Below are 26,980 nucleotides of genomic sequence, written 5' to 3'. Positions count from 1 at the left end.
TGAGCGGTGGCGTGGGCGTCTCAGATGAGCCCGCGCCGGATGCCCTCGGCGACCGCGTGGGCGCGGGTGCGGGCACCGAGCCGGCACTGTGTCTGCCGCACCACGCTCTTGACGGTGCGTTCCGAGTATCCGATCCGTTCGGCGATCTCCCGCGTCGCGCAGCCGTCGGCGAGGAGGCGGAGCACGTTCCGCATGCGTTCGGGCAGTGCGGCGACGCTTCCCTGGTCCGCGGTCCGCGCCGCTGCCGGCCCCGGCACCGTCCCCACCAGCAGCCCGCACGCGGCGGCGCGGACGGCGGCGAGCACCTGTTCCTCGGTCAGGCCGGTGCGCGACAGCACCGTGTCGGCAGGTCCGTGGAGCGGGCGCCCTTCGGAACGTCCGGGCTCGCCGCAGATCAGCTTCGGCGGGCCGGGGCCCGCGAGGCCCAGGGCGGCGCGCGCCGACGCCAGTACGACGTCGACCGTCTCCGGTACGGGCCCGTCCCGTGCGTCGCACACGACGAGGAACGTCTCGTCGGTCTCCAGGCAGGCCACGAGCCCGCGGCGGAATATGTCGTTCTCGTCCACCACCGCGACCCGGATCACCTTGCGATGTCCGTTCCCGGCCGTGTTCCGCGTCACCACCACCCGACCACCCCCCCGAGGGCGACAGAGCCGCTGTGCTCCGCATGTTCGCGCATCGGCACCGGCGGCACCAGTCCCGGAGGGCTAACGCAGCGGCCGCGGGTAGGTGAGCTCCTTGAATCGACGCACGTAGGGCGCCGATTCGACGTGCCGCACCCCCTCCAGGGCGCCGAGTCTGCCGCTCACGTAGGCGTAGAGCTCCGCGGTGTCGCGGGTCAGGACACTCGCCATCAGGTTGGCGGAGCCGGTGATCGCGGAGACGTGCGCGATCTCCGGGTGCTCGGCCATCGCCCGGCCCACCGCGTCCAGCGCCCCCGGGGCCACGGTCACCCAGAGCATCGCGGCGGTGGTGAAGCCGAAGCGGGCGGTGTCGTACTCGGTGTCGATGTAGAGCGCGCCCGAGCCGAGCAGCGCGGCGACGCGGCGCTTGACCGACGACTCGGAGCGACCGGTCAGCCGTTGCAGTTCGGGGTAGGTGGCGCGGCCGTCGGCCTTGAGGGCGGCGACCAGGGGCTCGTCCTCGGGGGCGATGCGGGTGGGGCCGCCGCGGGACCGGTCGGCGCTGCCGGGATCTTCGACGGGCGCCTCGGCGGGGACGAGCGCGGCCGCCTGCGCGTCGGAGAGCGGGCGGTGCTTGCCGATCCACCCGGTGCGGCCGCCGTAGAAGCGGTGCATCAGCTGGTGGGCGGTGATGTCCACGAGCTTGCGGGTGCGCAGGAGCTTGCCGAAGAGCAGGTCGTCGTAGTCGTCCTGCGTCCGGGGCACCGTCATGCAGACCACCTCCGTGCCCGCCGACGTGAGGTGGACCCACGCGGTGTCGGGGCGGCGGGCCAGGGCGGTCGCGATGGCCTCGGCGCCGTCGGGCGCGCAGCGCAGCCGCAGCATCCACTCGTCCTGTCCGAGTCTGCGGGTGTCGCGCACGCCGACGACGCGCAGGCCCGCCTCGGCCCGCAGCCGGCGGAAGCGGCGGGCGACGGTCTGGTCGGAGACGCCGAGGACGCCCGCGATGCGGCTGAAGGACGCCCTGCCGTCGATCTCCAGGGCGTGCAGCAGCTTGAGGTCCAGCTCGTCGAAGATGTCGACATCCATCACTGACGGGTCTCCTGTGTCGGATTCGTGTGCTCCATGGGCACCTGGCACCGGCTTCGTCCGCCGCCGACTCATCGTACGAGGACGCCTACGGGCATCGGACGGGGATTCGGAGGAACAGGAAATGCGTACATGGGGGCCGCTTGCGGCGGTGTCTCTGGGGACGTTCATGCTGCTGCTGGACGTGACGATCGTGATCGTGGCGCTGCCCGACATGGCGGCGGCGCTGAACGCGTCACTGAGCGACTTGCAGTGGGTCATCGACGGCTACGCGCTCGCGCTGGCCGCGCTGCTGCTCGGCGTCGGCGCCGCGGCCGACGTGTTCGGCAGGCGGCGGCTCAACGTCATGGGCACCGCGCTGTTCGCGGTCGCCTCGCTGGGCTGCGGACTCGCGTCGGACGCGAACGTGCTGGTGGCGGCGCGCGCCGTGCAGGGTCTTGGCGCGGCGGCGATGCTCGCGACGACGCTGCCGCTGCTCGGCGCCGCCTACCAGGGGCGCGACCGGTCGGCCGCGCTCGGCGTGTGGGGTGCGGTGAGCGGGGCGTCGGCGGCGCTCGGGCCCATCGTGGGCGGGCTGCTCACGGAGGGGCCGGGCTGGCGCTGGATCTTCTTCGTGAACCTGCCGGTGAGCGTCGCGTCGATCTGGCTGACGCTGCGTCTGGTGCCGGAGTCGCGCGGGCCCGCCGGGCGCCGGGTCGACTGGGCGGGCACGGCGGCGTTCGCGTGCTTCGCGGGCGCGGGGACGTACGGGGTGCTGCGGGGCGGGGCGGACGGCTGGGCTTCGGCGGCCGCCGGCACGTCGTTCGCGGTGTCGGCGCTCGCGCTGCTCTGCTTCGTCCTGGTCGAGCGGCGCGTGGCGCAGCCGCTCCTCGACCTGCGGCTGCTGCGCAAGCCCGCCTTCACCGGGGTGCTGATCGGCGCGGTCGGCTACAACGGGGCCGCGTTCGGTGTCGTCCCGTACCTCTCCATCTGGCTGCAGACCGTGCTGGGGATGAGTCCGGTGCGCGGCAGTCTGGTGCTGCTGCCGCTCGCCGCGACGTCGTTCGTGGTGGCGCTGCTCGCCGGGCGGCTGCTGCACGGGGTGGCGCCGCGTCTGGTCATCGGTGTCGGGCTGCTCCTGATCGGGGCGGGCGGGCTGTGCATGGCGGTGCTCGACGCGGGGTCGTCCTGGGGGACGCTCGCGCCGGGGCTCACGCTCACGGGTGTCGGCGCCGGTCTGGTCGCGCCGGGTCTCGCGGGGGCGGCGCTCGCCTCGGTGCCGCCCGCGAACGCCGGGATGGCGGGCGGCGCGGTCAACACCTTCCGCCAGCTCGGGTACGCGATCGGGGTCGCCCTGTTCGGGACGGTGCTGACCGCGCGCATGCAGGACTCGCTCGGTCACGACGCGGCGCACACCGCCGCGGGCGGTGGCGCCGCGGCCCTGCACGGCACGGTGCCGGAGCACGCGGTCCGCGCCGCGTTCGCGTCGGGGCTCAACGGGGCGTCGCTGGCCGCGGGCGTGGCGGGTCTGGTCGCGGGCGTCCTGGTGCTGCTGATGGTGCGGGCGCCGGGGAAACGGGGGGCCGCCGGTCCGGGGGACGGCGGGAGCGCGGGCGACTCCGGCACGCCGTCGGCGGACGGGTCCGCGGGAACTCCGCGCCGACCGCGGCACGTTGAGGAAGCGAGGCGGTGAAGGCGCCGTGCTGACGGTACGCGGCCGCTAGTGGTACGTCGCCGCTGACGGTACGCCGTCTCGGTTCCGCCACCGAAGCTGTCCACGAAGTGGGCACTCCGGTGGCGGATCTTGCACATCATCCCGCGTCGCGGCAGGTCAGGGCGGTGTGACCGGGGGCGTCAGGTGGCGCAATGCTGCCGCAACACCACCACGCCCACCGCGCCGGTACGTTCCCTGCCATGCCAGCCGAACACAGCCCCGCCTCGCTTCCGGTCGCCGCCGCGCGGCGCCGGCGGCTGCGTGCGGACCAGGCACGGCAACTCGCCGATCTGCTGCGCCACCAGATCCTCACGGGCGGCTTCCCGCGCGGCGTGCTGCCGTTGGAGGACGTCATCGCCGCCGACTACCGTGCCAGCCGCAACACCGTCCGGCAGGCCCTCGACCTGCTGCGCGGCGAGCAGCTCGTGGACCGGAGGTCCGGCGTCGGCACCGTCGTCGTGTGCGAGAAGTACCCGCACGCCCTCGACCGACTCCAGGGCCTCGCCGAGACCCTGCACGAACACGGCAGGGTCACCAACGAGGTCCGCACCGTCGGCCCGGTCGGCGCGCCGGGACCGGTGGCGCGCCGGCTCGGGCTGCCCGACCACACCGACGTGCTCTGTATCGAGCGGCTGCGCCGCCTGAACGGACTGCCGCTCTCGCTGGACCTGTCGTACCTGCCCATGGACGTGGGCGGCGAACTGCTCGGCTGCGACCTGGAGAACACGGACGTGTTCCGGCTCCTGGAGACGGTGACCGGCGGCTCGCTGGGGCACGCCGACATGACGCTGGAGGCCGTGAACGCCGACGCGCACTCCGCCGCGGTCCTCGAGGCGCCGCGCGGGAGTGCCGTCCTGATGCTGGAGCGGCTCACCCATCTGCCGGACGGGCGGCCCGTGGACCTGGAGTTCATCCGCTTCCGCGGCGACCGCATCACGATGAGCGGCGTCCTGCGCCGATCCGTCTGACCCCACCCTCCCCCCTTTCCCGGGTCCTTCCTCGACCCCTTCCCCGAGTCCTGGAGACAGCCATGCCTGTTGTCCCGCAGCGCGCCGACGTGCCCGTGACCATCGACGAGTCCCGCTGTATCGACGGCTGCACCCTCTGCGTCGACATGTGCCCGCTCGACTCGCTCGCGATCCGCGAGGACAACGGCAAGGCGTACATGCACGTCGACGAGTGCTGGTACTGCGGTCCGTGCGCGGCCCGGTGCCCCACCGGCGCGGTCACCGTCAACATGCCCTACCTGCTCAGGTGAAAGGCGCGACTTCCATGACTCGCACGACAGGCAGACTCTCCCTCGCCGTGGCCCTCCTGGTGCCCCTGGCCACGGCGTGCGGCGGCGCGGCCGGGGCCGAGGACTCCGACACCGTGACGGTGACCGTCGGATACCAGTCGAAGACCATCAACACCGTCACCGCGGGCACGCTGCTCCGCTCCCTCGGCTACTTCGAGGAGGAGCTCGCCGCCCGCGGCAAGAAGGACGGCAAGACCTACAAGGTGAAGTGGCAGGACTACGCCACGGGTGCCCCGATCACCGCCCAGATGACCACGGGAAAGATCGACATCGGGTCGATGGGCGACTTCCCGCTGCTGATCAACGCGGCGCGCGGCAAGCAGCTGCGGCAGCCGACGCGACTCGTCTCGGTGACCGGCTACAACCTGCGCGGCGGCCTCAACACCGTGGTCACCAAACCCGGTTCGGGCCTGAGATCGCTGGCCGACCTGCGGGGCAAGAAGGTGTCCACCAGCATCGGTTCGGCCGCCGACGGCACTCTGATCCGCGCTCTGGAGAAGGCGGGCATCGACCCGGAGAAGGGCGTGCGCAAGCTCAACCAGCAGCCCAGTGTGGGGGCGTCCGCCCTGGCCGGCGGCAGCGTCGACGCGCTGTCGCAATTCGTCGCCTGGCCGGGCCAGTTGGCGTACGAGGGAAAGGCGAAGGCGCTTTACGACGGGGCCGACCTGAGCCTCCCGACCTTCCACGGCGTCACCGTCCGGGAGGAGTTCGCCGACGAACACGCCGGTGTTCTCGACGACTTCCTCGCGGCGCAGCGCCGGGCCACCGACTACGTGCGCGAGCGGCCGGTCGCCGCCGCCGAGTCGGTGGCGAAGGAGGCCGGGCTGCCCGCCGAGGCGGTCTACCTCTACAACGGTGCCCACGGCATCGCCACCTTCGACCCGGCGCTGCGCCCGGAGTTGATCGCCGCGCTCAAGAAGGACGTGCCGATCCTGGAGAAGGCCGGGCTCGTGCGTGACGTCGACGTGGACGCCTTCGTCGACCCGGAGCCGCTGAAGCGGGCCGCGCGGGCTCCCGCCTACCCCGAGGCGGGCGACGCCAAGTCCGAGCTGTGGCTGAGGGGCCGCGGCAGCACCCGGACGTACGGCACTCCGAAGAAGCTCCTCGCGGCCGTCGCGGCGGCGAAGAAGTCCGAGGTCCGCGCCGCGTACGTGCCGGACGCGCTGACCGGCACCCGCTGGTTCGCCGACCGGGCGGTGTGGGTGGCCGACGGCTCCGACCTGCGTGCCTTCGTCACGCCCGGCCATGCGAAGACGTACGTCGGACAGCACGCGGGCGCCCGGGTCGTCGACTACGCGGACGCCTTGGAGCTCGCGTCATGAGCGTCACGCGCCGGCTGGTCCGGGTGGCGTCGCTCGCCGCGACCCTCGGCCTCTGGCAGCTTCTGACCACCTGGGACGTCGAACTGTGGCTGCGCTTCGGCCAGTTCCCCACGGTCGTCGAGGTGGCGGACGCCTTCGGTGACCGGCTCGGCACCGCGCCCTACTGGCAGGACCTCGTCCACAGCCTGCGCCGCATCGTGATCGGCTTCCTGCTCGCCGCGGTCCTCGGGGTGGCGGCGGGCACGGCGGTCGCCCGGTCGCGGTGGGCCGCGGACCTGCTCGGCCCGCTGGTGGAGGTGGCGAGGCCGGTCCCGGCGATCGCGCTGGTCCCGGTCGCGATCCTGCTCCTGCCCACCAATGAGCAGGGCATCGTCTTCATCACGTTCACCGCGGCGTTCTTCCCGGTCCTGGTGTCGGCCCGGCACGCGGTGCGCGCGCTCGCCCCGGTGTGGGAGGAGGCCGTTCTCACCATGGGCGGCGGCCGGCTGCGGGTGCTGTTCTCGGTGGTGCTGCCCGGCGCGCTGCCCGGCATCTTCGGCGGCCTTTCCGTGGGCATCGGCGTGGGGTGGATCTGCGTGATCTCCGCGGAGATGATCTCCGGCGAGTACGGGGTGGGCTACCGCACCTGGCAGGACTACACGGTCGTCGACTACCCGGGTGTCTTCGTCGGCATGGCCACCATCGGCGCGCTCGGCCGGCTCACCTCCACGGCGGTGGAGTCCCTCGGCCGCCGCGCCACCGCCTGGCTGCCCCGCCCGCCCGAGCGGCTCCCGGCACGTGCGGCACGCCGCGCCCTCCGTGCCGCTCCCCCGGCCGCCGCGCCACCCGCGCCCGCCCCGGTTCTCGACAAGGAGCCCGTCGCATGAGCCCCGCACACCCCGTGGACACCCGCACCCCGCAGGGCGCCGAACTCGTCCTGGACGACGTGCGGCTCGGGCACCGTGAAGGGCAGGCGCTGCCCGGCACCGTCCGGCTGCGGGTCGCGCCGGGCGAACTGGTCGCCGTGCTCGGCCCGTCCGGCTGCGGCAAGTCCACGCTCCTGCGGACCCTCGCCGGGCTGCTGCCGCCGCTGGGCGGGCGCGTCACCCAGGACGGAGCGCCCGTCGTCGGGCCCGCCGCGGACCGGGCGCTGGTCTTCCAGGAGGACGCCCTGCTGCCGTGGCGCAGCGTCCGCGCCAACGTCGAACTCCCCCTCGCCATCCGGCGGGTGGCGCGCGCCGAGCGGCGGCGTACCGCCGACGACTGGCTGGAGCGGGTGGGTCTCGCCGGGCACGCCCGCAAGCTGCCGCGTCAGCTCTCCGGAGGGCAGCGTCAGCGCGTGCAGCTGGCCCGCGCCCTGGCCGCGCGGCCCCGCGCCGTCCTCATGGACGAGCCGTTCGGCGCGCTCGACCCGCACACCCGCGCCGGAATGCAGGACCTGCTCGTGGAGATCCTCAGCGGCACCGGCGCGACCGTCGTCTTCGTCACCCACGACGTGGACGAGGCGCTCCACCTGGGCGACCGGATCGCCCTGCTCTCCTCCGGCGAGGTCCTGGACGTGCCGCACCCCCGGCAGCGGGACGCACGCAACGCGCCCGGCACCGCGGAGCTCCGCCGCCGCGTCCTGACGTCCCTGTGACCCCCTCTCCCCCCCTTCCCCACCCACTCCCGTGAAAGGCGCGCCCGTGGACACCCCCCTGGCCATCCCCGCCCTCGCCGACGCGACCGAACTCTCCTGCGACGTCCTCGTCATCGGCGGTGGCACCGCCGGCACCATGGCGGCGCTGACCGCCGCCGAACGCGGCGCGGACGTACTGCTTCTGGAGAAGGCGCACGTACGGCACTCCGGCGCACTCGCGATGGGCATGGACGGCGTCAACAACGCGGTCATCCCGGGCCGTGCCGAGCCGGACGACTACGTCGCGGAGATCACCCGCGCCAACGACGGCATCGTCGACCAGTCCACCGTCCGCCAGACCGCCACCCGCGGCTTCGCCATGGTGCAGCGCCTGGAGTCGTACGGGGTGAAGTTCGAGAAGGACGAGCACGGCGAGTACGCGGTCCGGCAGGTGCACCGCTCCGGCTCGTACGTACTGCCGATGCCGGAGGGCAAGGACGTCAAGAAGGTCCTCTACCGGCAGCTGCGGCGCCGCGAGATGAGGGAGCGGATCCGCATCGAGAACCGGGTGATGCCGGTGCGGGTGCTCACGGTGGAGGGCCGGGCGGTGGGTGCGGCGGGGTTCAACACCCGCACCGGCGAGTTCGTCACCGTACGGGCGGGAGCGGTCGTCCTCGCCACCGGGGCCTGCGGGCGTCTCGGTCTGCCCGCGTCCGGTTACCTGTACGGGACGTACGAGAACCCGACGAACGCGGGCGACGGCTACGCGATGGCGTACCACGCGGGGGCCGCGCTCACCGGCATCGAGTGCTTCCAGGTCAACCCGCTCATCAAGGACTACAACGGCCCCGCGTGCGCGTACGTCGCCAACCCCTTCGGCGGCTACCAGGTGAACCGGCACGGCGAGCGCTTCGTCGAGTCGGACTACTGGTCGGGGCAGATGATGGCCGAGTTCGCGGCCGAACTCGCTTCCGACCGGGCGCCGGTGTACCTGAAGCTCAGCCATCTGCCGGAGGAGACCATCAGCACGGTCGAGTCGATCCTGCACACGACGGAACGGCCCACGCGCGCCACGTTCCACGAGGGCCGCGGCCACGACTACCGCACGCACGACGTGGAGATGCACATCTCGGAGATCGGACTGTGCGGCGGGCACTCGGCGTCGGGCGTGCGGGTCGACGCGCAGGCGCGCACGACCGTGCCGCGCCTGTACGCGGCCGGCGACCTGGCCTGCGTCCCGCACAACTACATGATCGGCGCGTTCGTCTTCGGCGACCTCGCCGGGGAGGACGCCTCGCAGTACCGGGCGTACGAGGGCGAGTTGCCCGGCGACCAGCTGTCCGCCGCGCACGAGCTCGTGTACCGGCCGCTGCGTCACCCGGACGGACCGCCGCAGCCGCAGGTCGAGTACAAGCTGCGCCGGTTCGTGAACGACTATGTGGCGCCGCCGAAGACCGGGGCGAAACTGTCCCTGGCCGTCGAGGCGTTCGAGCGGATGACGGGGGAGATCGCGGGGATGGGGGCGCGCACCGCCCACGAGCTGATGCGGTGCGCGGAGGTGTCGTTCATCCGGGACTGCGCGGAGATGGCCGCGCGCTCCTCGCTGGCGAGGACGGAGTCCCGCTGGGGCCTGTACCACGAGCGCCTCGACCATCCGGAGCGGGACGACGCGGGCTGGCTGCACCACCTGGACGTGTACAAGTCCCCTTCGGGAGCGATGGAGTTCAGGGCGCGTGCGGTGGAGCCGTACGTGGTGCCGGTGCCGGAGTTCGAGCCGGTGGCGGGGGCGGAGCGGGCGCTGGGCGAGGTGGCGCTGGTGCCGGTGGCGACGGCGGGCCCGCGGAACGCGGCGCCGGCGGCCCGCCCGGCGACACCCGTGCCGCCCGCACCCGACACCGCGCCTCCCACCACGTCCATCGGAGGGAGCCGGGCGGCGAGCCCCACGCTCCTGCGCCTCCTCGCCCTCGCCGAGGAAGCCCCCGACCTGGACACCCTCTCCCCCTACCTCACGGACACCGAACCGGCGGTGCGGGCCGCGGCCGTCGCCGTCCTCGCGGAGACGGTTCCGGCGGGCACGGGTCCGGCGCTCGCCGCGGCGCTGCGCGATCCGGACGGTCAGGTCAGGGAGGCGTCAGCGGGCGCCTTGCGCGAGCTGACCGAAGTCCTGCCCGCCGAACCCGAGTTGGGGTCAGGCCTGCGGACGGCGCTCGAAGTCGCGGACCCGACGGTTCGGGGTGCCGCGCTGGACGTCCTGCGGGGCCTGCGGCTCGGGGACGCGCCGCTGTACGCCGCCGCGCTGGCCGACACCGACATCGACGTCCGCATCCACGCCGTGCGGGCGCTGGTGTCGGTGGACGCGAAGGCCGACCTCGCGGGCGCCGCGGACGACCCGGCCCGCGAGGTCAGGGTCGCGGTGGCCCGCGGTCTCGCGGCGGTACGGGATCCGTCGCCGTCCCCGCTCGCGCCGCTCCTCGACGACCCCGACGCGCTGGTCCGGGCGGCCGCCCTGACAGCGCTCGCGGTCACGGGCTGCCCGCTCCCGTACGCCGAACAGGCGGCGACCGCGCTCGGCGACCCCGCCTGGCAGGTCAGGGCGGGCGCGGCGACCGCCCTGCGCGCGGCCCCGCCGGAGCAGGCGATCCCCGCCCTGATCAAGGCGTCGGCCGATCCCGAGGCGGACGTCCGCAAGGCCGCCGTCCTCTCCCTCCTCGCCCACCCCACCACCCCCGAGTCCCGAGCAGCCCTCACCACCGCGACCACGGACCCCGACGCGGACATCCGCGCCTACGCGACCCGCTCCACCACCTGACCGCCCCGCCGCGCCGCCCCGCCGCGCCCGCCCCGCGGCGAGTCGCCCCACCGACCTCGACCCCACACCCCGCACCACCCGCCGGCCACGGGCCGAGAAGCCGCACGCCCGTCCCACCCGCCGGCCCTCCCGGCCACGGGCCGAGCGCCGAGCAGCCCTCACCACCCACGACCACCGGCCCGCACATACACCCCAGCAGCCACCGGCCACGGGCCAAGGGAGCCGCACGCCCACCCCACCCGCCGACCCTCCCGGCCACGGGCCGAGCCCCGAGCAGCCCTCACCACCCACGACCACCGGCCCGCACATACACCCCAGCAGCCACCCGGACCCGACCGGCCCCACCCAGCCACCACCGCATCACCCCACCCGCCGCACCCGCCGCGCCCGCACCACCTCGTCCGGCAGCGGGCCGAGCCCCAGCAGGCTGCCGACCGTTGCCGTCGTGAGTGCGTGCCAGGTCGAGGCGTGGCGCAGCATCGCGTGGTCGCTGCCGTCGATCGTCACCAGGCTCGTGTCCGCACCCGCGGCCGCCGCCCGTGCCACGTAGCCCTCGGACTCCGCCGGGTCGGTCGTGCCGTCGCGGTCGCCGTGCAGGAGCACCACCCCGCGGTCCCTCAGGTGGGCGACCGGCTCCCCCGGCGGGCACCAGGGGGCCAGGCCCACCACGGCCCTGACCGACGGGTGGCCTGCGGCGCGCAGGGCCGCGCGGGCGCCCATGGAGTGGCCGACCAGGACGACGGGCGCGTCCCCGATGCGGGGTGCGAGGTCGGCGAGCGCGCGGCTCGCGTCGCGGGCGGCGTCCTGCCGGTCGCCGTTCCAGCCCCGGCAGCGGTAGCGGACCTGCCCCACCGCGACGCCGCGCGCCCCGTAGGCCTTCCTGAGGGCGCGGGCGAAGGGCCACATGCGCAGACCCGGCAGGTTCAGTGCGGGGGGCGTCGACGTGCCGTGCTCCCGACCGCCGTGCAGGAGGAGGACAGCCGCACGCGGGGGCGCGGCGGTGCCGGGGAAGACCAGGGGCGAACGGGCCGGGGCGGCGGATATGGACACGGAGGCTCCTTCGGCGTCGCGGCGGTTCGTTCCGCGTCGTGTTCAGCGTCGGTGCGGGTTCGTTCAGCGTCGTGGCGCGATGGCGGCGAAATCCCCGCGAACGTCCCCGGACCGGTCCCACATACGGGATTGCGAAGCACAACGTCGGAAGACCTGTACAAGTTCCTCACCGGCCCCACCCAAGGGAGTCCCCAGGGGTGACGCGATGCCCCGCCACGAGACGCGAGCAACCGGACGCGGCCACGCGACGACGACACACCGCACACCGCGTACAGATTCCGTGGAGATTACGCCACCGAAACTTACTCCAGCGTAAGTAAGTTGTCCGGCCCTTCCCCTTGTGGCCGTATTTTGACCGGCTGACCAGTGCCGATGTTCCGTGTCCGCCGCCCCTGGACCCCCTCCCGCACGCACGCGCCGTGGGGTACGGTCACGGCGCTGTGCGGAGCGCCACAAGGAGCATCATTGCGCGAGTTCACGAATCCTCCGATGGCGTCGGTGCCGCTGGTGGGCGGCCTTGCCGACGCCGTGTTCGACCATGCCCTGGAGGACCCGCTCCGCATCGCGTTCGGCCGCAAGACGGACGGGCGGTGGCACGACGTCACCTCGGGCGAGTTCCGTGACGAGGTGCTGGCCCTGGCCAAAGGCCTGATCGCCCAGGGCGTCCGCTTCGGCGACCGCGTCGCCATCATGTCCCGCACCCGCTACGAGTGGACGCTCTTCGACTTCGCCCTGTGGGCCATCGGCGCCCAGGTCGTACCGATCTATCCCACCTCCTCCGCCGACCAGGTCCTGTGGATGCTGCACGACGCACAGGTGTCGGCCGCGATGGTCGAGCACGAGGACCACGCGATGACGATCGGCTCCGTCGTCGACCGGCTGCCGCAGCTGCGCAGGCTCTGGCAGCTGGACGCCGACGCCGTGGGCGAGCTGACCGAGGCGGGGCGTGACATCGACGACGACGTGGTGCACCGCCACCGCCGCGCCGTCACCCCCGACTCCATCGCCACGATCATCTACACCTCGGGCACCACCGGCCGCCCCAAGGGCTGCCTCATCTCCCACGCGAACTTCATGTTCGAGTCGGACGTGATGGTCGGTCGCTGGGAGCCGGTGTTCCACTCCAAGCGGGGCGACGAGGCGACCACGCTGCTCTTCCTGCCGCTCGCCCACGTCTTCGGCCGCATGGTGCAGATCGCCGCCGTGCGCGGCCGGGTCAAGATGGGCCATCAGCCGAACCTCAACGCGGCGGCGCTCCTGCCCGACCTCGCGGCGTTCCGGCCCACGTTCATCCTGGCCGTGCCGTACATCTTCGAGAAGGTCTTCAACGCGGCGCGGCGCAAGGCGGAACGGGACGGCAAGGCGGGCGCGTTCGACAAGGCCGTGGAGTGCGCGGTGCGGTACGCCGAGGCGATGGAGGCCAGAGCCTTCGACACAGGGCCGGGCCCCTCGGCCGGACTGCGCATGCAGCACCAGCTCTTCGACAAGCTCGTCTTCTCGAAGGTGCGGGAGGCGATGGGCGGCCGGGTGCGGCACGCGATGTCGGGCGGCTCGGGCATGGACCGGCGGCTCGGCCTGTTCTTCGCGGGCGCCGGCGTGACGATCTACGAGGGGTACGGACTCACCGAGTCGACGGCGGCGGCGACCGCCAACCCGCCCGAGCGCACCCGCTACGGCACGGTCGGCCAGGCCATCCCCGGCACCACCGTGCACATCGCGGAGGACGGCGAGATCTGGCTGAACGGCGGCAACGTCTTCCAGGGCTATCTGAACAACCCGAAGGCCACCAACGCGACCCTGCACGACGGCTGGCTCGCCACCGGCGACATCGGCGCGCTCGACGAGGACGGCTATCTGACGATCACCGGGCGCAAGAAGGAGATCCTGGTGACGTCGGGCGGCAAGAGCGTGTCGCCGGCCCAGCTGGAGGAGCGGGTCCGCGACCACCCGCTCGTCGCCCAGTGCATCCTCGTCGGCAACGACCGCCCGTACATCGCCGCGCTCGTCACCCTGGACGCGGAGGCCGTGGAGCACTGGCTGACGATGCGCCGCAAGCCGATGCTGCCGCCCGGCGAGCTGGTGCGCGATCCGGACCTGGAGACCGAGGTGCGGCGCGCCGTGGTCGCCGCCAACACGCTCGTCTCGCAGGCCGAATCGATCCGTACGTTCCGCATACTGGCGCACCAGTTCACCGAGGAGCACGGCCTCCTGACGCCGTCCCTGAAGCTGAAGCGGAAGGCGATCGAGACGGTGTACTCGGCGGAGGTCGAGGCGCTGTACACCAGCTAGCCGGGGCACCAGAACCTTCCTGACGGCTCATCAAATACCGTCGCACCGCTTATTGACGGTTCATCAGGTCCGCCACAGAATCAGCCCCACTTCGACTTCAGGGGGCTCGACCGTGTCGCGATCGATCCGCACCATCACCGCCGCCGCCGCGGCCCTGCTGCTCGCCACCGCCTGCAACTCCGCCTCCACCGGCGGCGCATCCGACGGCGACAAGAGCGGCGGCTCCGTGCGCGGGGTGACCGACGACTCCGTCAAGGTCGGCGGCATCGTCTCCATGACGACCGCGAGCGGATACAGCAAGGAGGACACCGACCTGGGCGCGAGGGCCCGCTTCGAGCGCGCGAACGCGGAGGGCGGTGTGCACGGCCGGAAGATCGACTACCTGGGTGCGGAGGACGATGGGCAGGACCCGGGGAAGAACCTCGCGGCGGCGCGCAAGCTCGTCCAACGGGAGAAGGTGTTCGCGATCTCCCCGATGAGCTCGGTCACGTTCTCCGGAGCGGACTTCCTGCAGAAACAGAAGGTGCCCACGTTCGGCTGGGGCACCATCCCGCCCTTCTGCGGCCCGACCTACATGTACGGCTTCGGCGGCTGCATGGTACCGATGCCCGGTGGCACCATCACGCAGAGCTGGCCCGAGGGCCTCAAGAAGGTGACGGGCGGCGCGAAGGGCAGGTCGGTCGCGATCCTCGCCAACGACAACGACGCGGGCACGTTCGCCATCCGCACCTACAAGCAGTCCTTCGCGGCCGCCGGTTACGAGGTGACGTACGCCAAGTCGACCGTCCCCGCCACCTCCGTGCCGAGCGACTGGTCGGCGTACACGAAGGAGATCCTGCGCTCCGACGGCGGCAAGGCACCGGACGCCGTGGTCTCCGTCATGCAGACCCCGTACAACATCGGTCTGTTCACGGCGGTCAAGCGCGCGGGCTTCGAGGGCGTCATCACCGACCCCACCGACTACGACCCCGGCCTGCTCGCCAAGAGCGCCACGAAGAAGGCGCTGGACGGCGTGCACGTGCTCCTGTCCTTCCAGCCGTTCGAACAGGACACCGCGGACATGCGGCAGTTCAAGAAGGACATCAGGAAGGCGGCGGGCAAAGAGGTCCCGCTCAACATGCACATGATGACCGGCTACATGTCGGCCGACCTGTTCCTCGCCATCGCCGAGAAGGCGGGCAAGGCCCTCACCGTCGACTCCTTCCAGAACGCGGCCGACGGCTACTCCGACACCGGCACCATGGTCGGCGACCGCAGGTTGCCCGAAGGGCGGAAGGAGTCGTTCGGCTGCGGCGCGCTCGTCCGGCTCGAGGACGGGAAGTACACGGTGTCGTCGCCCTTCAAGTGCTACGAACCGAGCCCCTTCAAGTAGGGGCGGGCCGCCATGTCGGACCTCCTCGGATTCGTGCTGAGCGGTCTCGTCTCGGGCGCCCTGTACGCGCTGCTCGCCACCGGTCTCGTCCTGTCGTACTCCGCCTCGGGACTCTTCAACTTCGCTCACGGCGCGACCGCCTACCTCTGCGCCCTCGCCTTCCACGAACTGCACTCCGGCTTCGGCTGGCCCGCCGTCCCGACGGCGCTGCTCCTCGTCCTGGTGGTGGCGCCGGCGCTCGGCCGGAGCCTTGACCGGCTGATGTTCCGCAAGCTGGCGCGGGTCGGTGAGACCGCGCAGATCGTCGCGACGATCGGCCTGCTCGTCGCGCTGCCCGCGCTCGGTCTGTGGATCGTGGAGCTCCTGGAGGACGCGGGGGCGCCGGTGAAACCCGCGGAGAACCAGTTCGGGCTGCCGGGCGTCGGGCCGAGCCCGGCCCGCGACTGGCAGCTGACGGACGGCGTCGGCATCGACTCCGACCAGCTGATCACCTGGGTGACGACGGCCGTGGTGGCCGTCGGCCTGTGGATCCTGATGCGCCACACGCCGCTCGGACTCAGGTTGCGGGCGGCGGTCGACAACCGGTCGCTCGTGGAGCTGCGCGGCATGAGCGCGGACCGGCTCTCGTCGGTGGCGTGGATGCTGTCGTCCGGCCTCGCGGGCCTCGCGGGCGTCCTCGCCACCCCCCTCCTCGGGCTCTCCTCGCACGACTTCACGCTGTTCCTCTTCGTCTCCGCGACGGCCGCCGTGCTCGGCCGCTTCCTGTCGATCCCGCTGGCGTTCGCGGGCGGACTCGGACTCGGCGTCCTCCAGAACCTCGTCGCGGGCTACGCCGACTTCGCCGAGAGGATCACCGGCTTCCGCACGGCCGTGCCCTTCCTGATCCTGTTCGCCGGGCTGCTCCTGCTCACGCGGCGGCAGCGGACCGCGGGCACGGCGGCGGTGGACGCGCCGCCCGTGGACTACCTGGCGGGGCGGTCGTGGCTGCGCCGCTGGGGCCCGTGGGCGGTGGCCGCGCTCGCCCTCGCCCTCTCCTTCTACACGATCACCACGCCCTTCTGGAGCGGCCTCCTCGCGCAGGGGCTCGCGATCTCGCTGGTCTTCATCTCCTTCACCGTGGTGACGGGGCTCGGCGCGATGGTGTCCCTCGCGCAGGCCACCTTCGTGACGGGCGCGGCGCTCGTGGCCGGGCTCCTGATGAGTCACGGGTGGCCGTTCGCCGGGGCGGCGCTGGTCGGTACGTGCGCGGCGGCGGCACTCGGCGCGCTCGTGGCGCTGCCCGCGCTGCGGCTCGGCGGCCGCTCCCTGGCCCTCGCGACCCTGGCGCTCGCCTTCCTCGCCGACCAAGTGCTCTTCCAGATGGGGTGGTTGCGCAACGGCGACACGGGCTGGGAGATCCCCCGCCCGGTCTTCGGCCCCGTCGACCTCTCGGACGACCGCGCCATGGGCGTCGCGATGGCCGTCCTCGTCACAGCGGCCGTGGCGTCGCTCGGCGCGCTGCGGAACTCCCCTTCGGGGCGGGCCATGCTGGCGGTACGGTCCGCCCCCGCGGCGGCCATGGCGTCCGGCGTCTCCGTCGTCCGCACGAAACTCCTGCTGTTCACGCTCTCGGCGGGGCTCGCGGGGTTCGGCGGCGTGATGTACGCGTCCTACAACACCCGTATCACCGCGACCGACTTCACCGCGACGACAGGACTGGTCTGGCTGGCGGTCGTGGTCGCGGCGGGCGTACGGAGACCGCAGTTCGCGGTGGTGGCGGGTCTGGTCTTCGCCGTCGCCCCGCACCTCCTCGCGGACTACGTCACGGAGTCCGTACACCTCCCGGTGATCCTCTTCGGCCTGGCGGGCCTGGCCCTGGCGAACGACCCCGACGGGTATTGCGCGGCGGTGTCGGTGCGGTTGCACCGGAGGCGGGGAAGGGCACGGGTGACGGCGCAGGGGGCGGCGCCTTCGACAGGCGGAAGCGACACCGCGCCGTCGTCCCCGTCGGTACCGCACAGCCGCACCCCTGCCCCGGGTGCGTCGCTCGCCCTCTCCCTCGACGGACTCCACGCCGGCTACGACGGCTCCCCCGTGCTCCACGGCGTGGACCTCGCCGTGCACGCCGGGGAGATCGTCGCCCTGCTCGGCCCCAACGGTGCGGGGAAGTCGACCCTCTGCCTCACCGCGGCGGGCCTCCTGTCACCCACGCAGGGCCGTGTGTACGTCGCCGGACGCGACGTCACCCGCGAAGGTGCCGCCCGGCGCTCCCGCGGGGGTGCCGTCCTCGCCCCCGAGGGGCGCGGGATCTTCCCCTCGCTCACCGTCGACGAGAACCTCGCCCTGTACCTGCGGGGGCGGGACGAACGCGACGCCGTGTACGAACGGTTCGCGGGGCTCGCGGCGCGGCGCAGGGTTCCCGCGGGCTCCCTCTCCGGCGGCGAGCAGCAACTGCTGGCCCTCGCACCGCTGTTGGAGCGCCCGCCGAAGGTCCTGATCGCGGACGAGCCGTCACTCGGTCTCGCACCGCGCGTCGTCGACGACGTGTTCCGGCTGCTGGTCGAACTCCGGGACGCGGGCGCCGGTTTGCTGCTCGTCGAGGAGAAGGCCGCCGAGATCCTCGGGGTCGCGGACACGGTGGCGTACCTCGCGCAGGGCCGCGTCTCCTGGTGCGGTCCGCGCTCCGAGGTGCGGGCGGACCGGCTCACGGAGGCGTACCTGGGCATGGCAGCGGCGAGCGGCGGACGGCAGACGACGAAGGACGTGACGCGGCCATGAGGGAACGGAAGCACGTCCTGGAGGCCGAGGACATCGGCGTACGCTTCGGCGGCATCCGGGCCCTCGACGGGGTGGGGCTCGGCGTGCGGCGGGGCGAGGTCTGCGGGCTCATCGGCCCCAACGGCGCGGGCAAGACGACACTGTTCGACGTGCTGTCCGGCATCCGCGGCCCCGACCGGGGCCGGGTGCTGCTCGACGGGCGGGACATCACGCGCCGCTCCCCCGTGTGGCGTGCCCGGCACGGGATGCGGCGCACGTTCCAGCGGCAGCAGCTCTTCGGCCGGCTCACCGTCGCCGACAACCTCGTCGTCGCCCAGGAGTGGCGGGGCGGTGGCGGCGGCTTCGCCGCGGACCTGCTCGCCGCGCCGACCCGGCGCGCGCACGAGGCCGGACGGCGCGCACGGGCCGCGGCGGTGCTGCGCTCGTGCGGCCTCGACGCGCTGTCCGGGCAGTACGCGGGCGCGCTGCCGGTCGGACAGGCCCGCATGGTGGAGCTGGCCCGCGCCGTCGCGGACCCGCCCGCGGTACTGCTCCTCGACGAGCCCGCGTCCGGAATGACGGCCGACGAACGACAGCAGCTGTCGGCCGTCGTCCGTCACCTCGCGGACGACGAGGGCTGCGCGGTGCTCCTCGTCGAGCACAACGTCGCCTTCGTGATGGAGCTCTGCGCCCGCGTCGTCGTCCTCGACCTCGGCCGGGTCCTGGCCCACGGGACACCGGCCGAGGTGCGCGCGGATCCGAAGGTGCGGGACGCCTACCTGGGGACCCCGCCCGAGAACGACGCGCGCTGAACCGCCCCGGCCCCTCAACCCCCGTACTGGGCGACAATCTTGGTGAAAGCGTATGGGGCCTGCCCGATGCCGCTGCAGGAGTCACCGGCGTTGCCGCCGGAGCCGCAGTCACGGTCGCGGTTGACGGCCCAGAAGGCGAAGCGCGCGATGTGCCGCTGTTTGGCGTACGCGAGGATCTTCTGGAAGTCGGCGGTGGTCACCGTCTCGTCCGGGACATCGGTCTTGCCGTTCATGGAGGAGATCCCGGTGTGCTTGTACGCGTCGGCGTCGCTGTAGCCGTACGCGCTCTTGACCGCGTTCTTGAGGCCCTCCATGGCGCTGACGGAGGCGTCACCCATGGTGCCGCTGTGTCCGCCGAAGTCGAACGGCATGATCACCCAGGCGTCGTTGGCGAGCCCGGCGGCGGCGCCGCGCTTGATGAGGTCCTTGCCGGTCGCGTCGGGGCCGCTCGGGGTGGTGCCCAAGGTCACGTACGTGACGATGCCCGGGTTCTTCGCCTTGACGATCTTCAGCGCGTCCACCACGCGCTGGCGCACCGTCGGGTTGTTGAACTCGGTGTTCTCGATGTCGATGTCGAAGGCCTTCAACTTGTACGCGTCGATGACCTTTTGGTACGCGCCGGCGAGCGCGGTGGCACTCTGGCACTTCTCGCCCAGCTTGGCGCCGCTCCAGCCGCCGACGGACACGACGATGTCGCCGCCGGCGCCGCGTATGGACCTGATGGCGCTGTCGTCGGAGCCGCCCTTCAGCGGCCGGTTGCCGTCCCAGGCCGGGTTGCAGCCGCCGTCGGACAGGATGAAGGCGAGCGTGAACCACTTGACGCCGGTCGCGGCCATCACGTCGGTGGGCTTCTGCGGGTTGCCCCAGCCGAGGTACTCGTAGGGCGCCGCGTGGATCGTGCCGGAGGCCTGCGCGGCGGGAGCCTGCTCGGCGGGGGTCGGTGCGGCCTGCGCTGCGGGCTCGGCGGCCAGGGTCAGCGCGACGGCGCCGGTGAGCGCGCAGGCAGCCGTGAGGGCGAGGGCGCTTCTGTGGCGGGAGGGGGATGACGTTGCCTTGAACATCGGGGGGTCCTCTCTGCGATGCGTTGCGGGAGTTCTGCGGTGCGTTGCGGGAGTTCTGCGGTGCGTTGCGGGAGTGCGTTGTGTCAGGAAAGTTTCCTGACAGTCGAGGGGCACAAAGGACTCAAGGCCCTTGCGTGATCAGCGGATCAGTGAGGGCGAGCGGGGGCCGCCGGAGCCCGGGACGCGGCGTCGGCGGTGTGCGTGCGATACGCGTAGTCGGGCGAGGCCTTCGCCGCGTGGCCCGCCCCGTCGACCAGGGCGCGGACCGCCGCATGATCGGGCGAGCGGTGACAGGCGGGGTCGGTGCGGGCGGCGTCGCCGGTCAGGGCGTACGCCTGACAGCGGCAGCCCCCGAAGTCGAGGGCGCGCAACTCACAGCTACGGCAGGGATCACTCATCCACCCCTCGCCGCGGTAGCGGCCGAACGCCTCCGACTCCCGCCAGATCCAGCCCAGTTCACGATCCCTGACGTTGGGCGCGGCCGGTCCGAGCAGTTCGGCCGATGCCGGGCAGGGCAGCACCGTGCCGTCGGGCGCGACGGTCAGCGAGAGAGCGCCCCAGCCGCCCATGCAGGGCTTCGCGGTGCCGTCGACGTAGTCGGGCGCGACCCACACCAGCTCCATGCGCCCGGCGAGCCGCTCCCGCCACACCTCGACGCGCTCGCGGGCCCGCGCCACCTGCGCGCGGGACGGGAGCAGGGCGTCGCGGTTGCGCAGCGCCCACCCGTAGAACTGGGTGTTGGCCAGCTCGACGCGGTCGGCGCCCCAGGCCAGGCCGAGCTCCACGAGGGAGTCGAGCGCGTCGAGGCTGGCGCGGTGGAGGACGGCGTTGAGGCCGAGCGGCAGCCCGGTCCGCCGGACGAGGCGCGCCGCGCGTTCCTTGGCCGCGAAGGCACGTGCGCCCGCGATGAGTCGGGCGGCCGCGGGCTCCGCGTGCTGCACGGACAGCTGGACGCTGCGCAGGCCCGCGTCCACGAGCCGGTCGAGGCGCTCGCGGTGCAGGCCGACGCCGCTGGTCACGAGCTGCGTGTGGAGGCCGGCCGCGTCGGCGGACGCCACGATCTCGGCAAGGTCGCGGCGCAGGAGGGGTTCACCACCGGACAGGTGGGTCTGAACGACGCCGAGGTCGGCGGCCTGCCGCAGAACGCTCCCCCAGTCACCTGCACTCAACTCGTCGCGTCGCGTGACGAGTTCGACGGGGTTGGAACAGTAGGCGCAGCGCAGGGGGCACCCGTGGGTGAGCTCGGCGAGGAGCGCCCAGGGAGGGTCGGGCGCGCCTGGTGATCCTTCTGGACCTGACACGCCTGGAACACCTGGAACCCCCGGAACGCCTGTCAACGAAGCCACCCCTCCGCCCGCAACTGCGCGAGGAAACCGGGCACTTCCTCGGCGACGGGGGCGTCCGGGTGCCGTGCCGACAGCTCCGCGACGATGTCCGCGACGTCGCGCACGCCGTCGCACAGGCCCACGATGCTCCCCGCGGCTCCCCGCAGGACGACGACGCGTTCGGGCAGGACCAGCAGGTCGACGTCGCGCACCCGGTCGTGCCTGAGCAGCACGGAGCGGACGAGTGCGGGCCGCTATACGGCACAGGTGGTCATCGGGCACCTCCGGGCTCCCGGTCGACGGCGTCGAGCAGTGACCACAGGACGTCGCACTTGAACGCGAGCGCGGCGACGGCCCGCTCCTGCTCCTCGCGGGTGCGGGCCCACGTCAGGACGAGGTTCAGCGCTTCCCGGCCGTCCCGGCCGCCCTCCCCGACACGGGTACGGAAGTAGTCGAGCCCGGCGGTGTCGATCCACGGGTAGTGCTTCTCGAAGGCGGCGATCCTGGTCCGCATCAGGTCGGGCGCGGACAGTTCGGTGAGCGAGGCGGCGACGGCGTCGAGTGCGGGGCGGAGCCTGCAGAAGTTGACGTATCCGTCGACGGCGAGCCGCACGCCGGGCACCACCCGGGAGGAGTCGAGCAGGTGCTCTCTCGTCAGCCCGGCGGCCTCGCCGAGCCGCAGCCAGCGTTCGATGCCGCCTTCGCCGTCGCGTTCCCCGTCGTGGTCGCGGATCCTGCGCAGCCAGCCGCGCCGCAGCGCGGGATCGTCGAACTTGGCGAGGACCAGGGCGTCCTTGACGGGGATGTGCCGCTGGTAGTGGAACCGGTTGGCGATCCAGCGGCGCACCTCTTCGGGGGTGAGGTCGCCGTCGTGCATGCGTACGTTGAAGGGGTGCCGGTCGTGGTAGCGCGCGGCGGAGACGGCGCGCAGCCGGTCGGTGAGTTCGTCGGGGGTCCAGGGCCGCGCCGTGTCCGGAGCGCCGCACGTCGTGGCGGTCACAGCTCGATCACCATCCCGTCGGCGGCGGCCTCGATGCCCCACTCCGAGAGGAGTTTGTGCTGCTCGGCGTGGGGGTCGTTGAGGGGGTTGGTGTTGTTGAGGTGGGTGTAGAGGACGCGGCCAGGCAGGCGTGCCAGGCGGTGCGCGGTGCCGGCGGGGCCGGCGATCGGGCAGTGCCCCATGGCGGTGGCGGTCCGGTCGGAGAACCCGGCGCGCACGGGCTCGTCGTCGTCCCAGAACGTGCCGTCGACGATGACGCAGTCGGCGTCGCGGGCAGCCTCGTCGAAGGCGTCGCTCCAGACGGCGAGGGAGGGGGCGTAGAGGAGCGTACGACCGGTGGCGACGTCGGTGACCCGCAAGGCGACGGCCCAGTCACCGGCCCCCGTGCCGGAACCGAGTCCCCCGGCGTACCGCGGCCGCTTGTCCGAAACCGGGACGGCGCCGACCCGGACCTCGGATCCCTCCGCCATCGGCACACCGCGGCCGAGCGGTAGCTCGCGCCACCGCACCTGCGTGTAGGGCTCCAGTACGGAGTCGAGGCGCAGCCCTTCGCGTACCGCCTCACGTACGGGAGCGGTGGCCAGGACCTCCACGCCGTCAGGGGCCTCCCGGAGCCGGGCGAGGCCGAGGGTGTGGTCGAGCTCGGCGTCGGTGAGGACGATCCCGGCGACGGGGGTGTGCCGCGTGTCAGGTCCCGCGCCCGGGTGCAGTGCGGGGGTGGCCTCGATCTGGTCGCCGAGATCGGGCGTGGCGTTGACGACGTACCAGCGGCCCCGGCCCGCGTGGACGGCGAGCGCGGCGTGCCGTCGGCGGCGCTCCGGGTGGGCGCGGGCCCCGGCGCATCCGGGGCACGCGCAGTTCCACTGGGGCAGTCCGCCGCCCGCGGCGGTGCCGAGCACCTGCAGCAGCATGGCGGCGCGTCTACCGGTCGGCGAGACGGTAGGCGGTGACTTCGAGGGCGGTGTCGACGACCGTGTACGCGGGGGTCCGCCAGCCCGCGGCCTCTGCGTCGGCCCTGCGCGACGGCCCGCGGCCGGCCTTCGCGTACTCCTCCGCGTTCTCCTTCGCCTTTTCCTGATCAGTGCTGTGCACGTACAGACCAGTGCTGTCCACGTACATACGCATTCGCGTGGCGCCGCCTTTCCTGAAGAGGTGGGGTTTCAGGAACAAACCACAGGGACACCAGACAACCGATGCGCTTGTAGCGTTCATATAGATGTCCCGCGTTCAGTGGCGTGCAATAGAGTCCCTGCCTGACGGGACACCGTCAATGGTCCGGACCGATCCGGTGTCCACACGGCTTCGATATCCGGCCATTCAGGAATGCGGCACGGCCGCTGATCGTTGACCATGGGCATATACACCCGACGACTTAAGGATCGAGAGCTCGTGAGCAAGGTTCCCCCGATCACCCTCAACAACGGCGTCGAAATGCCCCAGCTGGGCTTCGGCGTCTGGCAGGTGCCGGACGACGAGGCCGAGAAGGCCGTCGCCACGGCGCTGGAGGCCGGGTACCGCAGCATCGACACCGCAGCCATCTACGGCAACGAAGAAGGCACGGGCAAGGCGGTCGCCGCTTCCGGCGTCGCCCGTGAGGACCTGTTCGTCACGACGAAGCTCTGGAACAGCGACCAGGGCTACGACGCGACCCTGCGCGCCTTCGACACCTCGCTGGAGAAGCTCGGCCTCGACTACGTGGACCTGTACCTCATCCACTGGCCGCTGCCCTCCAAGGACGCGTACGTCGACACGTACAAGGCCTTCGAGAAGATCCACGCCGACGGCCGCGCCAAGTCCATCGGCGTCTCGAACTTCCTCCCCGACCACCTGGAGCGCCTGCTCGGCGAGACGTCGATCATCCCGGCGGTCAACCAGATCGAGCTGCACCCCCACCTGCAGCAGCGCGCCTCGCGCGAGTTCCACGCGGAGCAGGGCATCGCCACGGAGGCGTGGTCGCCCCTCGGCTCGGGCAAGGGCCTCCTCGAGGTCCCGGCGATCATCGCCATCGCCCAGAAGCACGGGCGCACCCCCGCGCAGATCGTGCTGCGCTGGCACATCCAGCTGGGCAACGTCGTGATCCCGAAGTCCGTGACGCCGTCCCGGATCCAGGAGAACATCGACGTCTTCGGCTTTGAACTCGACCCCGAGGACATGGCGGCGATCTCGGCCCTCAACGAGGACCGCCGCCTCGGCCCGGACCCGGCGACGTTCGACGTCGCCTGACGCACACCGAGCCTCCTCCGCCGGCCGCTACGGGCCGGCGGAGGAGGCTCCGTCCGTCCTACGCACCCTGCCGTCCTACGTACCCGGACCCCGACTCTCCGGCCGCGACCACGTCAGCTTGACCGTCAGGTGCCCCTCCGTCGCCGTCTTGGCGATCACCGCGCCCGCCTCCGCGCTGAGCTTGACGCCGAACTCCAGCTCGATCGTGTCGGGGTCGAGTGCCCGGTCGCGGAAGGTCCGCAGCGCGGACATCGCGGCGCCGCGCACGTTGTTCAGGGCCGACTCGAAGCGGCCCTCGACCTCATGGATCCCGCCGGACTCGCCGCGCCGCGACACCGATCTGAACCCGGGGTCCCGGGAGTCCACCTCGACCACGACGGGCCCCTCGTCGGACTCCCACCGCACCAGTTCGTTCACAGGCGTCCCCTCGCTCGGCCGGGCGGCCGGACCTCACGGACCGGCACCGTCACGAACGTACGGCAACCCGCCTCACGCGGAGGCGGGTTGATGGAACGTCACCCCAGCACACGCGCCGCGCTCACGCGTCCTTCACCGCCACGTACACCGTCTGCGCCGTCAGTACGAACACGTCCGGGCGCCGGTGCAGGCTCTGCGGGTCCTCCGGGTCCAGGAGGCGGTCGAAGGTGGCGGCGTCGTCCGGGGCGAGGCGCTCGGACTGCATGTCGCGGCGGCGCGTGAACTCCGCGATCACATGGGCGCGGGCGTCCTCCGACAGCGGCGCCGGCAGGTCGAGCAGGAAGCTGCGGGTCGCCACGTGGCGCAGGCCCGCGGCGTTGAGGAGGGCCGGCCAGTCCTCCGTCGTGCCCTTCGAGCCGTCGAGCCCGTCGCGCATCCCGGCGAACCACTCCTCGTCCGCCGCCTCCAGGCGGGACAGCAGGGCGGGGCGGCCGAAACCGATGTCGCGGGGCAGGTAGCGGGCGGTCAGGCCGCCCTCCAGAAGGGCGACGGCGCCGCCGGGGGCCAGCCGGCCTGCGAGGGCGGAGAGGGCGGCGCCCTGGTCGCCGACGTGGTGCAGGGACCTGCACAGCCACAGGAGGTCCGCCTCGGGCACGTCGTCGATGGCGTCGGGCAACGCGGCGCGCACCGTGTCGAAGCGGTCGGTCAGGCCTTCGCGCGCCGCCCGGTCGCGGGCGCGCTCCAAGAGGGCCTCCTCGGGGTCCGCCGCGACGATCCGGGCCTTGGGGAACGACTCGGCCAGCGAGAACGAGACGGCGCCCGGGCCACTGCCGACGTCGACGACGACGCCGGGCTCCGGGACCCAGCGGCGGAGCCAGTCGGCCACCTCGCCGTACATCGGCGCGGCGACACGGGCGTACCGCTCCAGCATGGTGCCCATGGCGGCCCAGTCCATGTCTCCGTCGTGATGGTGCCCATGGCCGTGGCCGTGGCCGTCACTGTGGCCGTGCCCCTGCGCCTGCGCCTGTCCCTGCCCGTGGTGATGCCCCATAGCGCTGTGCCGCCTTCCGGTCCGCCGTCATGTGTGAACAGGGCCAGACTGCTCCCGTTTCCCGGTTTCCGGCGAATCGATTTGCCGCTACCGCAAAACCCGTCCCCGTTTGCGGTACGCGCGCAGGCCGAACTGCGGATCGGGGCGCGGCACGTCCTGGTCGGGGAGGACGGCGAGCCGCTCGGCGAACCGCTCGGCCAGCGGGCCGTCGGGCGGGATCCGGGTGAACCAGCCGCGTCGCAGGTCGTCGACCGTGGAGCGGGGCGAGCGGCCCTGGCCGTGGCCGCGGAACCGGGCCCGGCCCGTCGCCGTGAGCCCGTGTTCGGCGGCGTACGCGTCGACGGCCTCGACCCGGTCGACGGCGGGCCCTACCGGGCGCGGTGCGAGCACGGCGTCGATGTCGCTGCGTACGTCGTGCGAGGCGGCCTTGTCGACGGTGGTGACGTAGATACCGCCCGGCCTGAGAACCCGCGCGCACTCGGCGACGACCGACGAGGTCTCCTCGGGACCGGAGAGCAGATGCAGCAGCCAGACGGTGGTGACCGCGTCGAACGAGTCGTCGGGGAAGGGCAGTTGGCGGCTGTCACCGAGGACGACGGCGCCCGGCACCCGATGTGACGCGAGACGCGCCATGCGATACGCGGCGTCCACGCCGGTCACCCGCAGCCCTTCGCGCGCGGCGAGACACCGGGTGACCAGGCCGGTGCCGCAGGCGACGTCGAGGAGCGTGGCCGTGTCGGCCGGCAGCAGGCCGAGGACCGCGTCGGCGGCGGCAGCGGCGCGGGGCTCGCCGCCGCGCGAGGCGTCGTACCGGTCGGCTTCCTTGCCGTAGTCGAGCATCGACGGTCATTCCGCCCCGTGCGCGGGAGCCAACTGCTCCACCTTTGCCGCCAGTTCGAAGTCCAGGGCGGTGAGCGCGCCGCCCGCGCTGTGCGTGTTCACGGCGAGAGCGACGGTGTTGTAGGCGAGGGTCAGCTCGCTGTGGTGGCCGAGCTCCTCCTGCGTCCGCGCGATGTGGACGACCAGACCGGTCGCGGCGAAGTGCGAGCCGAGCCGGTAGGAGCGGGTGATCCGTTCGCCGTCCGGGGACAGGGACCATCCGGGCAGCTCGGCGAGACGTTCCTCGATCTCTTTCTGCGACAGCGGTTCGGGAGTCACGGGCCACGCTCCTTGGGAAGGGTCGGTCTTCGGCTCACCCTGCCACAAATTGTTTC

General features: G+C 72.7%; 23 protein-coding genes and 2 pseudogenes. 12 read left to right on the top strand and 13 right to left on the bottom strand.

Going from position 1 to position 26,980, the window contains the following annotated elements:
• Positions 1-20: 20 nt before the first annotated feature.
• Positions 21-620, bottom strand: coding sequence for a response regulator transcription factor (locus tag AC07DO_RS29950; RefSeq protein ID WP_479063839.1), 600 nt, complete (start codon positions 618-620; stop codon positions 21-23).
• An 87-nt stretch (positions 621-707) separates the two neighbouring features.
• Entirely contained in the window at positions 708-1,712 is a 1,005-nt protein-coding gene (locus AC07DO_RS29945; protein ID WP_479063838.1) for an Lrp/AsnC family transcriptional regulator, read from the bottom strand.
• 124 nt (positions 1,713-1,836) lie between these two features.
• Here AC07DO_RS29945 and AC07DO_RS29940 point away from each other — a divergent pair, with 124 nt between their 5' ends.
• From AC07DO_RS29940 to AC07DO_RS29910, 7 genes are all read left to right on the top strand, one after another.
• Positions 1,837-3,384, top strand: coding sequence for an MFS transporter (locus tag AC07DO_RS29940; protein WP_479063837.1), 1,548 nt, complete (start codon positions 1,837-1,839; stop codon positions 3,382-3,384).
• 221 nt (positions 3,385-3,605) lie between these two features.
• A complete protein-coding gene (locus AC07DO_RS29935) occupies positions 3,606-4,373 on the top strand; it encodes a GntR family transcriptional regulator (protein ID WP_479063836.1) in 768 nt (255 codons plus the stop codon).
• Positions 4,374-4,435: 62 nt separating this feature from the next.
• Positions 4,436-4,663 (top strand): 4Fe-4S dicluster domain-containing protein, encoded by a 228-nt coding sequence (locus AC07DO_RS29930; protein WP_055563275.1) that lies wholly within the window; start codon positions 4,436-4,438, stop codon positions 4,661-4,663.
• A 14-nt stretch (positions 4,664-4,677) separates the two neighbouring features.
• Positions 4,678-6,024, top strand: a complete 1,347-nt coding sequence (locus tag AC07DO_RS29925) for an ABC transporter substrate-binding protein (RefSeq protein WP_479063835.1) — start codon at positions 4,678-4,680, stop codon at positions 6,022-6,024.
• Positions 6,021-6,890, top strand: a complete 870-nt coding sequence (locus tag AC07DO_RS29920; protein ID WP_479063834.1) for an ABC transporter permease — start codon at positions 6,021-6,023, stop codon at positions 6,888-6,890. Before AC07DO_RS29925 ends, AC07DO_RS29920 begins: the two co-directional genes overlap by 4 nt.
• Positions 6,887-7,642 carry an ABC transporter ATP-binding protein gene (locus AC07DO_RS29915; RefSeq protein WP_479063833.1) on the top strand — a complete coding sequence of 252 codons (756 nt, stop codon included), beginning with the start codon at positions 6,887-6,889 and terminating at the stop codon, positions 7,640-7,642. Before AC07DO_RS29920 ends, AC07DO_RS29915 begins: the two co-directional genes overlap by 4 nt.
• A gap of 46 nt (positions 7,643-7,688) precedes the next feature.
• Entirely contained in the window at positions 7,689-10,430 is a 2,742-nt protein-coding gene (locus AC07DO_RS29910; RefSeq protein WP_479063832.1) for a fumarate reductase/succinate dehydrogenase flavoprotein subunit, read from the top strand.
• Between the two features lie 360 nt (positions 10,431-10,790).
• Here the strand turns inward: AC07DO_RS29910 and AC07DO_RS29905 are convergent, their stop codons facing one another.
• A complete protein-coding gene (locus AC07DO_RS29905) occupies positions 10,791-11,480 on the bottom strand; it encodes an alpha/beta hydrolase (protein ID WP_479063831.1) in 690 nt (229 codons plus the stop codon).
• 489 nt (positions 11,481-11,969) lie between these two features.
• Between AC07DO_RS29905 and AC07DO_RS29900 the strand changes: the two genes are divergently transcribed.
• The 4 genes from AC07DO_RS29900 to AC07DO_RS29885 all read left to right on the top strand — a co-directional run bounded on the left by AC07DO_RS29900 (position 11,970) and on the right by AC07DO_RS29885 (position 18,689).
• A complete protein-coding gene (locus tag AC07DO_RS29900; RefSeq protein ID WP_479064197.1) occupies positions 11,970-13,769 on the top strand; it encodes an AMP-dependent synthetase/ligase in 1,800 nt (599 codons plus the stop codon).
• Between the two features lie 112 nt (positions 13,770-13,881).
• Positions 13,882-15,141, top strand: a complete 1,260-nt coding sequence (locus AC07DO_RS29895; RefSeq protein WP_479063830.1) for an ABC transporter substrate-binding protein — start codon at positions 13,882-13,884, stop codon at positions 15,139-15,141.
• 12 nt (positions 15,142-15,153) lie between these two features.
• Positions 15,154-17,898, top strand: a complete 2,745-nt coding sequence (locus AC07DO_RS29890) for an ABC transporter permease subunit (RefSeq protein WP_479063829.1) — start codon at positions 15,154-15,156, stop codon at positions 17,896-17,898.
• On the top strand, positions 17,895-18,689 hold the full coding sequence (locus AC07DO_RS29885; RefSeq protein ID WP_479063828.1) for an ABC transporter ATP-binding protein: 795 nt from the start codon (positions 17,895-17,897) through the stop codon (positions 18,687-18,689). The genes AC07DO_RS29890 and AC07DO_RS29885 overlap by 4 nt, the downstream gene beginning before the upstream one ends.
• 14 nt (positions 18,690-18,703) lie before the next feature.
• On the opposite strand, the gene AC07DO_RS29880 is transcribed toward AC07DO_RS29885, so the two are convergent.
• The 6 genes and pseudogenes from AC07DO_RS29880 to pqqA all read right to left on the bottom strand — a co-directional run.
• Positions 18,704-19,750 carry a chitinase gene (locus AC07DO_RS29880; RefSeq protein WP_479063827.1) on the bottom strand — a complete coding sequence of 349 codons (1,047 nt, stop codon included), beginning with the start codon at positions 19,748-19,750 and terminating at the stop codon, positions 18,704-18,706.
• 146 nt (positions 19,751-19,896) lie between these two features.
• Complete coding sequence (pqqE, locus tag AC07DO_RS29875) at positions 19,897-21,051, bottom strand: pyrroloquinoline quinone biosynthesis protein PqqE (protein ID WP_479063826.1); 1,155 nt, start codon at positions 21,049-21,051, stop codon at positions 19,897-19,899.
• A gap of 32 nt (positions 21,052-21,083) precedes the next feature.
• Positions 21,084-21,314, bottom strand: a pseudogene (pqqD, locus tag AC07DO_RS29870) (pyrroloquinoline quinone biosynthesis peptide chaperone PqqD); the annotation flags it as partial.
• A gap of 32 nt (positions 21,315-21,346) precedes the next feature.
• A complete protein-coding gene (gene pqqC, locus AC07DO_RS29865) occupies positions 21,347-22,075 on the bottom strand; it encodes a pyrroloquinoline-quinone synthase PqqC (protein ID WP_479063825.1) in 729 nt (242 codons plus the stop codon).
• Entirely contained in the window at positions 22,072-22,986 is a 915-nt protein-coding gene (gene pqqB, locus AC07DO_RS29860; RefSeq protein WP_479063824.1) for a pyrroloquinoline quinone biosynthesis protein PqqB, read from the bottom strand. Before pqqB ends, pqqC begins: the two co-directional genes overlap by 4 nt.
• Positions 22,987-22,996: 10 nt before the next feature.
• Positions 22,997-23,074 (bottom strand): annotated as a pseudogene (pqqA, locus tag AC07DO_RS29855) (pyrroloquinoline quinone precursor peptide PqqA); the annotation flags it as partial.
• 432 nt (positions 23,075-23,506) lie between these two features.
• Here pqqA and AC07DO_RS29850 point away from each other — a divergent pair.
• Complete coding sequence (locus AC07DO_RS29850) at positions 23,507-24,298, top strand: aldo/keto reductase (protein WP_479064195.1); 792 nt, start codon at positions 23,507-23,509, stop codon at positions 24,296-24,298.
• Positions 24,299-24,373: 75 nt separating this feature from the next.
• Here the strand turns inward: AC07DO_RS29850 and AC07DO_RS29845 are convergent, their stop codons facing one another.
• From AC07DO_RS29845 to AC07DO_RS29830, 4 genes are all read right to left on the bottom strand, one after another.
• The gene (locus AC07DO_RS29845; protein WP_479063823.1) at positions 24,374-24,715 is read right to left on the bottom strand and encodes a CU044_2847 family protein; all 342 of its coding nucleotides are present in this window, start codon (positions 24,713-24,715) and stop codon (positions 24,374-24,376) included.
• Positions 24,716-24,836: 121 nt separating this feature from the next.
• Positions 24,837-25,766 (bottom strand): class I SAM-dependent methyltransferase, encoded by a 930-nt coding sequence (locus tag AC07DO_RS29840; RefSeq protein WP_479063822.1) that lies wholly within the window; start codon positions 25,764-25,766, stop codon positions 24,837-24,839.
• Positions 25,767-25,853: 87 nt separating this feature from the next.
• Positions 25,854-26,606, bottom strand: a complete 753-nt coding sequence (locus AC07DO_RS29835; RefSeq protein ID WP_479063821.1) for a class I SAM-dependent methyltransferase — start codon at positions 26,604-26,606, stop codon at positions 25,854-25,856.
• Between the two features lie 6 nt (positions 26,607-26,612).
• A complete protein-coding gene (locus AC07DO_RS29830; protein ID WP_479063820.1) occupies positions 26,613-26,924 on the bottom strand; it encodes a 4a-hydroxytetrahydrobiopterin dehydratase in 312 nt (103 codons plus the stop codon).
• Between the last annotated feature and the right edge of the window lie 56 nt (positions 26,925-26,980).

Source organism: Streptomyces sp. NPDC045678 (genome assembly GCF_056432085.1).
This window is presented reverse-complemented; position numbering and strand designations above follow the sequence as displayed.